This is a genomic window from Bradyrhizobium sp. BR13661, from assembly GCF_029892425.1.
Lineage (GTDB): Bacteria > Pseudomonadota > Alphaproteobacteria > Rhizobiales > Xanthobacteraceae > Bradyrhizobium.
On record NZ_JARXWB010000050.1, the window covers coordinates 1 to 13,824 of the forward strand.

The 13,824-nt window shown below is 62.2% G+C and carries 8 protein-coding genes and 1 pseudogene; 5 read left to right on the top strand and 4 right to left on the bottom strand.

Features of this window, described 5'->3' with window-relative positions:
- The coding region (locus M2427_RS40040; RefSeq protein WP_280712234.1) for a beta-ketoacyl synthase N-terminal-like domain-containing protein at positions 1-4,256 on the bottom strand (4,256 nt) is incomplete at its 3' end.
- A gap of 1,626 nt (positions 4,257-5,882) precedes the next feature.
- Between M2427_RS40040 and M2427_RS40045 the strand changes: the two genes are divergently transcribed.
- The 4 genes from M2427_RS40045 (at position 5,883) to M2427_RS40060 (ending at position 10,852) form a co-directional block, all read left to right on the top strand.
- A complete protein-coding gene (locus M2427_RS40045) occupies positions 5,883-6,707 on the top strand; it encodes a metallophosphoesterase (RefSeq protein ID WP_280712235.1) in 825 nt (274 codons plus the stop codon).
- Positions 6,704-7,375 carry a 4'-phosphopantetheinyl transferase superfamily protein gene (locus M2427_RS40050; RefSeq protein WP_280712236.1) on the top strand — a complete coding sequence of 224 codons (672 nt, stop codon included), beginning with the start codon at positions 6,704-6,706 and terminating at the stop codon, positions 7,373-7,375. The genes M2427_RS40045 and M2427_RS40050 overlap by 4 nt, the downstream gene beginning before the upstream one ends.
- Positions 7,376-7,863: 488 nt before the next feature.
- Positions 7,864-10,026: an aminodeoxychorismate synthase component I gene (gene pabB, locus M2427_RS40055; RefSeq protein WP_280712237.1), complete on the top strand. Its 2,163-nt coding sequence runs from the start codon at positions 7,864-7,866 to the stop codon at positions 10,024-10,026.
- Between the two features lie 19 nt (positions 10,027-10,045).
- Positions 10,046-10,852: an aminotransferase class IV gene (locus M2427_RS40060; protein ID WP_280712238.1), complete on the top strand. Its 807-nt coding sequence runs from the start codon at positions 10,046-10,048 to the stop codon at positions 10,850-10,852.
- On the opposite strand, the pseudogene M2427_RS40065 reads toward M2427_RS40060, so the two are convergent.
- Both M2427_RS40065 and M2427_RS40070 read right to left on the bottom strand, forming a co-directional pair.
- Positions 10,851-10,976: pseudogene (locus tag M2427_RS40065) on the bottom strand (alpha/beta hydrolase); the annotation flags it as partial. The gene M2427_RS40060 and the pseudogene M2427_RS40065 sit on opposite strands and share 2 nt — an antisense overlap.
- Before the next feature lie 85 nt (positions 10,977-11,061).
- The gene (locus M2427_RS40070; protein WP_280712239.1) at positions 11,062-11,220 is read right to left on the bottom strand and encodes a hypothetical protein; all 159 of its coding nucleotides are present in this window, start codon (positions 11,218-11,220) and stop codon (positions 11,062-11,064) included.
- 96 nt (positions 11,221-11,316) lie between these two features.
- Here M2427_RS40070 and M2427_RS40075 point away from each other — a divergent pair, with 96 nt between their 5' ends.
- Positions 11,317-12,096 (top strand): alpha/beta fold hydrolase, encoded by a 780-nt coding sequence (locus tag M2427_RS40075; protein WP_280712240.1) that lies wholly within the window; start codon positions 11,317-11,319, stop codon positions 12,094-12,096.
- A 10-nt stretch (positions 12,097-12,106) separates the two neighbouring features.
- Here the strand turns inward: M2427_RS40075 and M2427_RS40080 are convergent, their stop codons facing one another.
- The gene (locus M2427_RS40080; RefSeq protein ID WP_280712241.1) at positions 12,107-13,789 is read right to left on the bottom strand and encodes a benzoate-CoA ligase family protein; all 1,683 of its coding nucleotides are present in this window, start codon (positions 13,787-13,789) and stop codon (positions 12,107-12,109) included.
- Between the last annotated feature and the right edge of the window lie 35 nt (positions 13,790-13,824).

Genomic DNA, 13,824 nt, shown 5'->3' on the forward strand with positions numbered 1-13,824 from the left:
ACCAGGCCCCACAGCGGGGCCCGCGTCAGTCCGCTGGCGCCGTCATCGGGACCGGTCGCCACCGCGCCACGCGTCAGCCACGTCACTTCAGTCTCATTCAGCCGTGCCTCGCCGAACAGCGCCTGCAGCTCGGCAAGGCCACGCTCGGCCGTTGCATGCGTTGCCGCAAGCAAATTGCCGATGGGCTCGGCCGGATCGGAGAGATGGTCGAACACGATTGTCGACGGGATCGCGCCGCCTTCGTCGATGCGCGCCACGACCGCCGCAACATCAGCGGCATGATCGAGCTTCAGCGCCGCCGCGAACCTGCCGTCACCGCCGATGATCAGCGGCCGTGCTTCCGCAGCCTCACCCAACATCACCGCACGCCAGTCGAGCCGGTACAGATGCTGCGCTTCGCTGCGCGCGGCATCGCGGATCTGCGCTTCACTCGCTTGCTTCAGCCTGAGGCCGCCGACATGGGCGACCACGCGCCCCTGCCCGTCCGCAAGCTGCAGATGCGCCAGTGCCTCGCCCTCGCCGCTGCGCTCCACCAAGGCGCGGACCCGCAGCTCACGCGCGCCGGTGGCTGCCAGCGAGACCTCGGACCATTCGAACGGCAGCAGCAGCGGCGCATCAGCGCCCTCGCCGAGATCGGCGCCGGCGACAGGATCGAAGCTCAGCACATGCAGGGCGCTGTCCAGCAGCGCCGGATGCAGGCCGTAACTGTCAGCTGACGCTCCCAGCGCCTCCGCCAGCACGGCGCGGCCGTAAACGGCATCGCCCACGCGCCAGGCCTCGCGAAGGCCCTGGAACAGCGGGCCGTAGCCATAGCCGCGCGCCGCAAGCCGCGCGTAATGACCGGTCAGATCGATCGGCTCGCCACCGACGGGCGGCCACACTTCTAGCTCGCTGTCCTGTGCTGCAACGTCTTCCGTCGCCTCGCCCAGCACGCCCTGCGCATGCAGCGTCCACGAGGTACCCTCGGGGGCATCTTCCGCGCGACTGTAGATGCTGAGGGTACGGCTATTTGCAGCACCAGCCTCAGAACCATCCACCTGAACCTGCAGCCGCACCCCGCCCTCCGCCGGCAGCACCAGCGGCGACAGCAGCGTCAGTTGCGAGACGGACGTGAGACCGACCGCACGCGCCGCCGCAAAGCCGAGCTCCAGCAGCCCCGTTCCCGGCAACAACACCGTGCCGAACACCGCGTGATCGCCGAGCCAGCCCGCCTCCGACAACGACAGCCGGCCCGTCAGCAGGAACCCGTCGCTCTCCGCCAGCGGCGTCGCCGCGCCCAGCAGCGGATGCGAGGCCTCCGACAGGCCCATGGTCGAAGCGTCCGCGCTCGGCTTCTCAGCCTCGAGCCAGTAACGCTGGCGCTGGAAGGCGTAGGTCGGCAGCGACACTACAGGTGCCTTCGCGCTGCCGCCAAGCGCCTTCGACCAGTCGACCGCGACGCAGTGAACGTGCAGCGCGCCGAGATTGCGCAACAGCTCCGACATCCCGCCGCCATCGCGACGGAGCGATCCGACGACCACGCCATGCTCGCCGCTCGCGGCGGACAGCGGCATTGCGAGGACCGGATGCGCGCTCGCTTCCACGAACACGCCGTGGCCGCTAGCGATCAGCTCGGCCAATGCGAGGTCCAGCCGCACCGTCTGCCGCAGGTTCCGGCACCAATAGGATCCATCCAGCGAGGTGCCGTCACAGCGCGTTCCCGTCACCGTCGAGATCATCGCGACTTGGCCGGCCTGTGGCGCGAGGCCTGACAGCAAGGCTTCGAGCTCCGGCAGGATCGGGTCCATCTCCGCGCTGTGCGAGGCGTAATCGACATTGACCTGCCGGCAGAACACGCCTTCCTTGCCGAGGTCGCTGACCCAGCGCTCGATCAACTCGGTCGGCCCGGAGACGACCGTCGAGCCTGGCGTATTCACAACCGCCACCGACAGTCCGGACCACTCTGCTTGCTTCAGCCGCTCTTCAACGACCGAGGCCGCAAGCTCCGTCACCGCCATGGCGCCATGACCGGTCAGGCGGCGCAACAGCTGGCTGCGCAGCGCCACGACACGGGCGCCGTCTTCGAGCGAGAGGATGCCGGCCACCACGGCGGCTGCGATCTCGCCCTGACTGTGACCGACCACCGCCGACGGCACCACGCCGAGGCTGCGCCATACGGCTGCCAGGCCGACATTCATTGCAAACAGGGCCGGCTGGATCACGTCCACCCGCTCCAGCAGACAGGCATCAATGCCCTCATCGCCGCGAAGCACTGAGGTCAGCGACCAGTCCGTGTATTTGGACAGCGCCGTCTCACAGGCCGCGATCGCTTGCGCGAACGCCGCCGATTCCGCCAGCAGGGTCCGGCCCATCGAAGGCCATTGACTGCCCTGTCCGGGGAAGACGAACACGACACGACCGCGATCGCGCGCGTCTGCGACCGACACCGCCGCATGCGGGCGGCCTTCGGCCAGCGAGCGCAGAGCTTCCACGGCTTCCGCCGCGTCGCGCGCCGACACTGACGCCCGCGACCCAAACTGCGTCCGGTGCAAGGCCGCTGTCGCCAACACGGAATGGAAGTCAGCGTCCGGATGCTGCGACAGCCATTCCCCGTAGCGAGAGGCCTGTGCACGAAGCGCGGCCTCGTCACGGCCCGACACCAGCAGCGGGATCAGGGGCGACCATGCTTCAGCTGTATCTGTAGCGCGAGCAGCAGACCGCGCCGGCGCTTCCTCGATCACCACATGCGCATTGGTCCCACTGATGCCGAACGACGACACGCCGGCGCGGCGCACATGGGCCGCCTCGCGCGGCCACGCCCGCGCCTGCTGCAGCAGCGACAGGCCACTGCCTTCCCATTCGATCTGGCTGCTCGGCTGTTCCGCATGCAGCGACTTCGGCAAAACCTCGTGCCGGAGCGCCAGCACCATCTTCATCACGCCAAGGACACCTGCAGCCGCCTGGGCATGCCCGAGGTTCGACTTTGACGACCCCAGCCACAGTGGGCGATCTTCGCGACGCGTCGGCCCAAACACGGCGGCCAAAGCACCGGCTTCAATGGGATCACCGAGGCTGGTTCCTGTGCCGTGCGCCTCCACGACGTCGATGTCATCGGGGCTCACGCCACTCGCCGACAAGGCCGCGCGGATCACGCGCTGCTGGCTCGGGCCGTTCGGCGCGGTCAGACCCTGGCTGCGTCCATCCTGGTTCACGGCTGATCCCCGGATCAGCGCCAAAATCTCGTCGCCGTCACGCTCCGCGTCCGACTGGCGCTTCAGCACCAGCACGCCGCAGCCTTCGCTCCAACCGGCACCATCGGCACCGTCGGCAAAACTCTTGCTGCGGCCGTCGGGCGCGACGGCACGCAACCGGCTGAACTCCACAAACACCGACGGCGTGCTCATCACCTGTACGCCACCGGCCAGCGCGAGATCGCACTCGCCCTGACGCAACGCCGCGCAGGCCAGATGCAGTGCGGACAGCGATGAAGAACAGGCCGTATCGATCGTCATCGCCGGGCCTTGCAGACCCAGCGCATACGAAACACGTCCTGACAGCACAGAGCTGGCCTGGCCTGTCTCCGCGTAACCGTCCATCGACTCGAGCGAGATACCGCTTTGCCTGTAATCGCTACGCATCGCGCCGAGATAGACGCCCGTGCTGGATTCATTCAGCGCGTCGGGTTGAAGGCCGGCCTTCTCCAGCGCCTCCCACACGACCTCTAGCACCAGTCGCTGCTGCGGGTCCATCGACACCGCTTCGCGCGGCGCAATCCCGAAAAAGCCCGCATCGAATTGGTCGACGTCCTGCAGGAAGCCGCCTTCACGTGCGTAGCTCTTGCCCAGCGCTTCCGGATCCGGATCGTACAGCGCGTACCTGTCCCAGCGCGCAGGGAACGGCCCGATGACGTCCCGCTCTTCCGCGAGCAGCGTCCAGTACGCTTCCGAATCTCCGACACCGCCAGGGGTGCGGCACGACATTGCGACGATCGCGATCGGCTCGTCCTTGGCGCGCGACCGCATGGGAGCGTTCCCGGCGGTCACATCGAGCTCCGGAAAGATCTGGCGCAACAGCTCCGCCGCAATCGCCTCCGCAGTCGGATAGTCGAACGCCAGCGTCGTCGGCAGCTTCATTCCCACCTGCACAGACAGGCGGTTGCGGAGCTCGACCGACATCAGCGAGTCCAGTCCAAGCCCCTTCAGCGGTGCATCCGCAGGCACAGACGAAGCACCGGGCAACGCCAAGATCGACGCAATGCTCTCCTGCACCAAAGCCACGAGACTTCCGAGGCGCTCATTCTCGGGCAGCGTGCTCAAGCGACGGCGCAACACCGATACGACCGGGCCTCGCGCGGCCGTGCGAGGACGCTCCGCGGTTGCCCGCACCTCCAAAGGCGCAGGAGACGGCGCCTCTTCAACGTGATGATCGAGAACCAGTTCATCCGCAGTTCGACGGAGCGTCACACATCCGACCGTTGCGACAGGCTGCCCTTTCTCATTCCACAACATCATCGAGGCCGATCTCTGCTCCGAGCATTCAGAGCTGCGGAGATCGAGACGTACCCTCAAGGCGCTGGCGCAGTGTGTGTGCAGCGTCACATCCGACCACGACGACGGAAGCGGCGCGCCGCCTTCGGCTGCAGTAAAACCCTCCGCAGCAAACACATGCAAGGCAGCATCAAAAAGCGTGGGGTGAATGCCGTGCTCACCGGCACGGGACCCGGCGGGCAGAGCCAATTCCGCATAGATCGTCTCCTCGCGGCGCCAGACTCCGATCAGACCTTGCAATGCCGGTCCGCAATCGACCCCTTGTGCCGTCAGTCGCGCGTAGAGATTCGAAATGTCGAGTTGGGTCGTCCCCTCAGGCGGCCAAGCGTCCGGAAGTGGCTCAGCGGATTCGTCCCGGCTTCCCGCCAGCACGCCCGTCGCATGGAGGGCGCCGCTTCCTGATCCTGCGCTTTCATCCAGACTATGGAGAGAGAAGGCGCGATGCCCCTGCGCATCGGCAGCCTGCACCTGAATCCGCAGCCGCGATCCGTTCACGGTCGAAACCATCAGCGGAGCGCGCAGCGTCAGCTTCAGCACCCGCGGACTCCCGACGGCGAGCCCCGCCGCCAGCGCCTGCGCCAACAACCCGGTCCCCGCCAAGGGGACGCGATCGAACACCTTGTGGTGCGCCGACCAGGGATGCTCCGACAACGACAATCGGTAACTGATCAACGCCGAACCGGTTAACAGGTCATACGTTGAGCTGAGATGCTGCATGGCGACCCAATCACGTCAAAAACAAGTAAGCTACAACTCATACTGGTATCTAGAAATCGCGGGCCACCAAGCGTGGACCTTCGACGCGCAGTGCTGGACTCTCAACTTCGTCCCGGCGACTCCTCCTTCACGTCAGTTGCAAGCTTCGAAGAGACCCTAAAATAAATGCCGCTCGAATTGCTCAACCGAACGGATGATGCGCTTGTCAGCGATCGGTCTTCCGAAATTGAAGACCAATCACCGCTCCAATTGGGTCACAAGGCGCATTTGGGCGTCAACAATCTCACAAGCAGGCGGAGTTTGCCGGCATTGGAGACAAACTAACACGGCGCCGAAAATGCGAATGTGACGAGGACCACACAGATCGTGTCGAGCTTGGGGTGGCCAGGTTGGTGGAACCGCAATCTTACCCTCCGCACGTCAATGCTTGCGGCCAAAGCTACAACAATTTCTGCCGCAGTCCGAACTATTTCCTACTTCCAGGGCGGTCGTCATCTCATGACCTTTTCGGCTACCAAATTCCGCCAGGATGGATTTTCCGTTTAATGGATTGCCAGTGTAATTGTACTTGTTCCCCGCGTACAGACTGGGCGAAATTGGCTCGCGCCGGTACAACAGGCCAAGCCGAGAGGAGACGAGGTGCCAGGATCCCTGTTTGCGACCAGTGATCTTCACAGCTCATTCTCGGAGAACAAGCGCATCATCGACGAAATGCGTTCGGAATCGCCTGACGACTGGCTGATCGTGGCCGGTGACGTGGACGATACGTTCAGCAAGATCGAGAAGACGCTTTCGCTGTTGCGGAGCCGCTTTGCGAAAGTCATTTGGACGCCCGGCAACCACGATTTGTGGACCCTGCGTGACGACCCCGTCCAGCTCCGCGGGGTGGCCCGCTACCAGGCCCTGATTGAGATGTGCCGGTACAGCGACATTCTGACGCCAGAGGACGAGTATGCGATCTGGCCGGACCCGAGCGGTCCCATGACAATCGTGCCGATGTTCCTGCTCTATGACTATTCCTGGCTCGCACCCGGGACGAGAACAAAAAAGGAGTCGCTGGCGTACGCGCATGAGACCGGGGTGGTCTGCGCCGACGAGGTGCTGCTGCATCCAGATCTGTATCCGGATCGGGAATCGTGGTGTCGCGCGCGGTTGGACGACACCGAGCGCCGGTTGCTCGCCCTGGGGGGCGATGTGAAGACGATCCTTGTCGGGCACTGGCCGCTCATCCGCCAGCCGACCCAAGCGCTGCGATTTCAGGAATTCGCGCAATGGTGCGGGACGACCCGCACCGCCGACTGGCATCTCCGCTTTCGTGCCAGCGTCGTTATCTATGGTCACCTGCACATCCCGAGAACAACCTATTATGATGGTGTCCGGTTTGAGGAAGTTTCGCTCGGTTATCCGCGCGAATGGAGCAGGCGCAACAAGCCGCCGATGCTCCGGAAAGTGCTGCCGGCATGATCGAAAAGCTGTTGCCTGATGGCGTCGTCGCGGTCGAAACTTTCGAGGATGTAGCGGGAGAGCAGAGCTTTCCGGGAGAAGACTTTCTCATCGCGAACGCCGTGGAAAGCCGCCGCCGTGAGTTCATCACAGCGCGACGCTGCGCCCGCGAGGCCCTCGCCAGGCTTGGGCACGCACCGGTCCCGATCCGAGCGGGCCCGAAACGCGAGCCGCTATGGCCCGCGGGCGTGGTCGGCAGCATCACCCATACCACCGGCTTTCGGGCTGCCGCCGTCGCCTCTCAAAGCGTGCTTGCGAGCATCGGTATCGATACCGAGCAGAACGCCCTTCTGCCTGACGGAGTCGAGGAAACCATCACCATCTCGCATGAGCCCGAGATGCTGACCGCATTGTCTCGCTCATCTCCAGGGATACACTGGGGCCGGCTTTTGTTCAGCGCGAAAGAGGCGGTCTACAAAGCCTGGTATCCTCTGACTGGCCGCCGGCTCGGCTTCGAAGATGCCCGTCTGACAATCGATCCGATGGGCACATTCGTAGCGACGCTGCTCGTCGATGGAACCCGAACTGACGGTGAGTCACCGCTCACCGCGTTGCGCGGACGCTTCATAGTTGCACACGGGCTCATCGCAACTGCAGTGACAGTGCCACCCAACCCCGGGGCGGCATGATCGCAGATATCGGCACCGACCATTGAACCTTGGCGCCACTACGATTGACAAAATGACAGAGCCGCAGTGTGCCCCGCGCTGCGATGATTATTTGCGCGTCACCGCTTTTGGATCCAAGCGATGACGTCGTATTGGCCACTCCCTGCCAGCAAAATGCGCATTCAGCGAAGGTGCTTTCGAGCGGCCCTTAGAGTAACGTACAGATGTTGATGGTCTTGAACCTCACATCTTACGCACTTGGTTCGCACACGTAGGCGCACGCACGCCACCGTGTTTCAATGGGCAATTTCAAATGCCCAGCTACTTCGATCGTCCAAGACGATGACGTGCATTTTTCCACCACAAAGGCGCTGTAGGGAACACGCACTGACCTCATCCCCGCAGTGAGACGTATGTCACATCAACGGCTAGCGTCTTCGACTAAGATGAAATCTCGATACCGCGAGTTTTGATTTTTCACGTGAACACTTTTGATGGTCAGGTGCAGCATGCGATTGGTCGTCATCGATAACTACGACTCGTTCACCTATAATCTCGTCCATCTGCTTGCCGAAATTTGCCATGAGCAGCCGCTCGTCGTGAAGAACGACGAGATTTCCTGGGACGAACTGAGGCGCAAGCAATTCGATGGAATTGTGATTTCGCCAGGTCCTGGACGGCCAGATCACCCAGATGATTTCGGCCTCTGCAGGGATGCCATCGAAGAAGCCGAAGTACCGTTGCTCGGTGTGTGCCTCGGTCATCAGGGCATCGCCGCGCTGTCGGGAGGCCGGGTGGTTCGCGCGCCTGCGCCGATGCACGGACGAACGTCTCTCGTTCATCATAACGACACCGGGATCTTCAAAGGGATCAAATCTCCCTTCAAAGCAGCTCGCTATCATTCACTGATCGCACAGAAGCCCCTTGCTTCCTGCCTGGAGGCGACGGCCTGGACAGAGGATGGCTTGATCATGGGGCTTGCCCATCGCGAGCGGCCGCAATGGGGCGTTCAATTCCATCCCGAGTCCATCATCACCGAGCACGGACGGAAGTTGCTGGACAATTTCTGCTCTATGATTGGTCCGTCAGAGGGTCGCGCGAACGGCCACGGCAAACCATTGAATGGCTCTTCATTGAACGGCTCCGCTCATAAATTGAACGGCTTTGCCCACAGGAAGGAGCTGGAGGTTTCCCGGAAGCGAACGTTCTGGAAGGAACTTCCGCGCGAGATCAACATGGAGGACGCGTTCACGTCGTTGTTCTCCGACTCGCCACATGCCTATTGGCTTGACAGCAGCCTCGTCGAACAAGGTCGGGCTCGCTGGTCCTATGCGGGCGACGCGTCCGGTCCGAACGCGGCCTGCCTCCAATATCGATGCACGGATCAGCGCCTTGAAATCTCCGACCGTGCCGGCACCCACACCAAGCACACCGGCATTTTCGAATACCTCGCGCGGATCGAACCCAGCCGCCCCGAGCCGGCTCCTCCGTGTCCGTTCGTCGGGGGCTATGTCGGATGGTTCGGTTATGAGCTGCGGAACGATTGCGGTTCACCGACAGATCGGCATGCAACGACGCCGGATGCGATGTTTATCTACTCGGACCGCTTCATCGCCGTCGATCATGTCGACAAGAAAACCTATGTGCTGGCGATCGACGAGCCGTCCAATGCGGAGCGGGCGAAAAAGTGGATCGATCACACCATCGCTGCGATCGAACGAATGGCCCCCTCGGCCATACCCGAGGTTCAGAACATACCGAATGAGCCGGTTAAGTTTTTCCTGGACCGGGACAAGGACACGTATCTCTCCGACATCCGTCGATGCCTGGATCTGATCGGGCAAGGCGAAACCTATCAGGTCTGCCTGACGAACGAGTTGCATTGCAACTCCGACGTAGACCCTTTGACGCTCTATCGCACCATGAGGAAGGTCAATCCCGCCCCTCATGCGGCCTTCATCAAATGGCCCGAAGGCGCCGTCCTGAGTGCCTCACCCGAGCGCTTCCTCTCGATCGATACAAATGGGAACGTCCAAACGAAACCGATCAAGGGCACGATCAAGCGCGACCAAGACCCCGTGAAAGACGATCAACTCGCCGAGCAATTGAGAACGAGCGAAAAGGATCGCGCAGAAAACGTCATGATCGTCGATCTCTTGCGAAACGATCTCTCACGAAGCTGCAGCCCCGGTAGCGTTCGCGTGCCGAAACTGTGGGATGTGGAATCCTATCGCACGGTTCACCAATTGGTCAGCACCGTGACCGGGACGCTGGAACCTTCGGCCGGCCCGGTGCAGTTGATCCGAAATGCCTTCCCAGGCGGTTCGATGACGGGCGCGCCGAAGACGCGCACGCTGCGATTCATCGACGAACTGGAAGGGCGGCCGAGAGGAGTTTATTCAGGCTCGTTGGGCTGGCTGGGCAATGATGGCGCAGTCGACCTGAGCATTGTGATAAGAACGATCGTTGCCAACAAGGGGCGTTTATCGATGGGCGTGGGAGGTGGCGTCGTCGCGGCCTCGACGCCCGAGGGAGAATTCGACGAAATGCTCCTGAAGGCGGCGGCTTCGATCAAATCCGTCGTCATCGCACTCACCGGCGGATTTAGTCCCGATCGATACGAGCTTGTCGGCGCAGACGAGGCAACCAGCTCAGCAGGAGCTCCGAACTGATGGTTTGCGAGATTTTTCGATGAGCGTGGTCTGGCTCAATGGCAGCCTTGTCGATCAGAGTGAAGCTCGCGTCCCTGTCACGGATCGGGGCTTCACGCTTGCAGACGGTCTTTTCGAGACGATCAAGGCTGTGGGCTCCATGCCGTTCTGGCTGGCCGAGCATTTCGAGAGGTTGAAGGCCGGAGCGGCCGAGATTGGTCTGGCGATCCCGTTCAGTGAGGACCGCATTTCCGACGCGGCCGATCGCTTGCTGGCTGACGCAGCGAGGGACGCTCAGAGTGCACTCCGGCTGACCGTCACGAGAGGAGCCGCGGCAAGAGGGCTTTGGCCGAAGGACGCTGCTCAGCAACAACCGACTTGCGTTTTGACGGTCGCGCCGAGTGTCGCCATGGCTCCCCAGGCCTTCGTCGTCTGTCGCTCGACATGCCGAAACGAGCGTTCGCCTCTCTCGAGGATCAAGTCACTGAGCTACGGAGACAATATTCTGGCCCGGAGGGAGGCAATCAGTCGCGGCGCCGACGACGCCATCATGCTCAACACGAAAGGGCATGTCGCGTGCGCAACTGTCGGCAATATTTTCTTCAGGATCGACGGCCGCTGGGTCACGCCGCCGGGAGAAGACGGGGTCTTGCCGGGGTTGGCGCGCAAGCGCTTCATTGCACAACTTGGAGCCGTCGAGTCGTCGGTCACCACCGACATGATCCGAAAATCCGATGCAGGTTTCGTTTGCAACAGCCTGGGGGCTTCGCTGATCAAAAGCATTGACGGGCGTAATCTGTCCGAGGATCAGACGGACATCCCTAACCAGACCGTCTATTCTCTGTAGCGTGGCCCATGCCTTGAACGATTATCAGCTTGGCGCCGGGAATCGAAGCCGCTGTATCCTCGCCGGCTTTTGGGTCGACCAGGGGATCTGCCGTCCCGTGAATCACCAATGTCGGCGCCCTCACCTTGGCCTTGATTGCTTCACACTCTTGTCAATGCTCGGAGCGGCCGCATTGTTCCCATAGCGATGGGTGTTCTGCGGGTGCGGATCTAGCCAGAGCATGCTGACGCATTCTGCTCTTTCGCTTTCGGGACGAACTGGCCCTTAAGGCGTTCGATTTCCTTCAGTGCTTCGGCAAGTTGGGCCTCACGCATGGAGAGCAGCCGACGCAGCGTGCGCACTTCCTCGTCCGTTGAATGAGAATCCATCTGCGTCTCTCCAAGGCGATAAATCTATCCCAGCACTATTCTGCGGCCTACTTCAAAAGGTTTCGGGTTGACCGGCATGCGCGTGAGGAGTCTTAATTGCAAGATCATATCTCCTCTCTCAATATTGCGCCAATGCATAGTCCCTGGATCGAGTTTCGTCCCAACCGCCCCGATGCGCAGGCACGTGTTTTATGTTTTCCCTATGCCGGTGGGAGCGCACAGGTTTACCACGCGCTGGCGCGCGGCATGCCCGAAAACGTCGAACTAGGCGCGGTTCAATTGCCGGGACGCTGGGATCGTCGGCGGGAGCCCTTGCTGACCAGGCTGAGCGACGCATCCCGGAACCTGGCCGACGAAATAGCCCGGCTGTCGCCAAAACCCTACGTCCTGTTCGGTTATAGCCTTGGCGGGCTGATTGCCTTCGAAGCGGCACGCATCGTGGCGCGCGATCCGGAGCTGCGGCAGCCACGAGCTCTGATCGTGGCTGCCGCGGAAGCACCGGCGGGGACACCGGGCCGCCCTCAACTGCATGCGCTTCCTGATGCCGAGTTCATCAAGAAGCAGATGGATCGGTATCCCGGCGGGATCTCTCCTGCCGTTCTTGCGGAACCTGATCTCATGGAGATGCTGCTGCCGATCATCAAGGCGGACATGCAGATGTTCGAAACGTACCGGTACACGCCCGAAACGCCGCTCGCCTGTCCCATTTACGCAATGGCTGGAGAGCAGGACCGCCTGTGCACGCCGTCGGCAATGGCTGGCTGGGAGAGGGAAACGAGCGGGTCGTTCTTTACCGAGACGGTCGCGGGCAATCATTTCTTCATCAACAACGCCGCCGATCGCATGCGCGCGACGATCTTGCGGGCTCTCGCCTGACGAGCCGGCGTTAGGCGACGTCCTGATTGGATGTCGCGGCAACGTCATCAACGATATCGCCCCCATCAATCGCGGGCGCGCCTGTGCGGTCGTCGCGAGCAGCTTCCTCGCGCAACTTGAAGCGCCTGATCTTGCCTGTTGCGGTCTTCGGCAGTTCCGTTCGGAATTCGATCCAGCGGGGATATTTGAAGGTCGCGAGCTGCTTGCGACAATGCTCACGCAGCGCCAGCGCCATGGCTTCGTTCGGCTTGCCGGACGGCTTGAGAACGACGAATGCCTTGGGTCTGATCAAACCATCTTCATCAGGCCATGCCGCGACCGCCGCCTCCAGCACGTCGGGATGGTTCAGCAACGCGCCCTCGACCTCGAATGGCGAGACGTAAATGCCGCCGACCTTCATCATGTCGTCTCGACGCCCGCAGTACACGTAGTAGCCGTCGGCGTCCTGCATGTATTTGTCGCCGGAACGAAGCCACTCGCCCAGGAAGGTGGAGCGCGATCGTTCGCGGTCGTTCCAATACATGATCGCGGTAGTCGGCCCACGAACCTGCAGCTCTCCCATCTCCCCCTGCGCGACCACAGCGCCGGCCTCGTCGACGAGACGGAGCGCGAAACCCGGCACGGGTTTGCCGCTGGTGCCGGGGCGTATCGCTCCCGGGCGATTGGTGAGGAATGTACTGACCATCTCCGTGGACCCGAGGCCGTCGAAGATATCGACAGCAAAGCGTTCGCGCCAAGACTGCCCGATACTGACCGGAAGCGCCTCGCCTGCGGAAAGGCAACACCGGAGCTTCACTGCTTCACGCTCTATGGGATCCGCCGCAAGGAACGCGGCGTAGAAAGTCGGCACGGCGAAGAGCACGGTCACACCATGCGTTCGCAAATGGTTTGCGACCGAGTTGGGAGTTGGGCGCTCCGACGCCAGCACCGTCGTCGCGCCGACCGAAAGCGGATGGACCATGGAATTGCCAAGGCCATAGGCGAAGAACATCTTCGATACCGAATGGACGATGTCCCCCTCGGTGAGACGAAGGACCTGAGCGCCATAGCAAGCGGCGGTGAAGCCCAAAGTCGCATGGACATGCACGGCGGCTTTCGGCGTTCCCGTCGAGCCCGACGTGTAAAGCCAGAAGCAGATCTCGTCGTTGACCGTCGGTGCGGTGTAGTCGGTTGCAGCGGCCGCCTGGAGCGTGTCCTCGAAGAGCGCGTGCCCAAAACCCTGACTGCCCGATACGATGACATGCTCAAGGTCCGGGGCTGCATCAATCAGGTGCGCGAAGAGCGGATATAGCTCCTCGGAAACGATCAGAAGGCGGGCACGGCTATCCTCCACGATGATGCGATATTCCGCTTCGCTCAGCAGCGTGTTGACGGGTATCGCGACCACGCCCGCCTTGACCGCACCGAGAAAGGACGTCGGCCAGTCGATCGTATCGGGGAGGCAGATCAGAATGCGCTGTTCGCGCTGTATGCCAAGGCCGCGCAACAGATTGCCGAATCGGGCGACCCGCTCCGCAAGCTGGCCATAAGTCCAGCTCCCACGCGAGTCGATATAGGCGGTTTTGCCGGCACGCCCTGCTTTCAGATTTCGAGTAAGGACATCTTCGGCGAAGTTGTAGAGACGCGGGATGGTCGCATCCGCGCTGCGGTCGATGTCCAGATCGGGAGTGTTCAGAATTTGAGTAATCATCATGGACCTCACTCAAGCACAGCACGGCCGGACAGCTC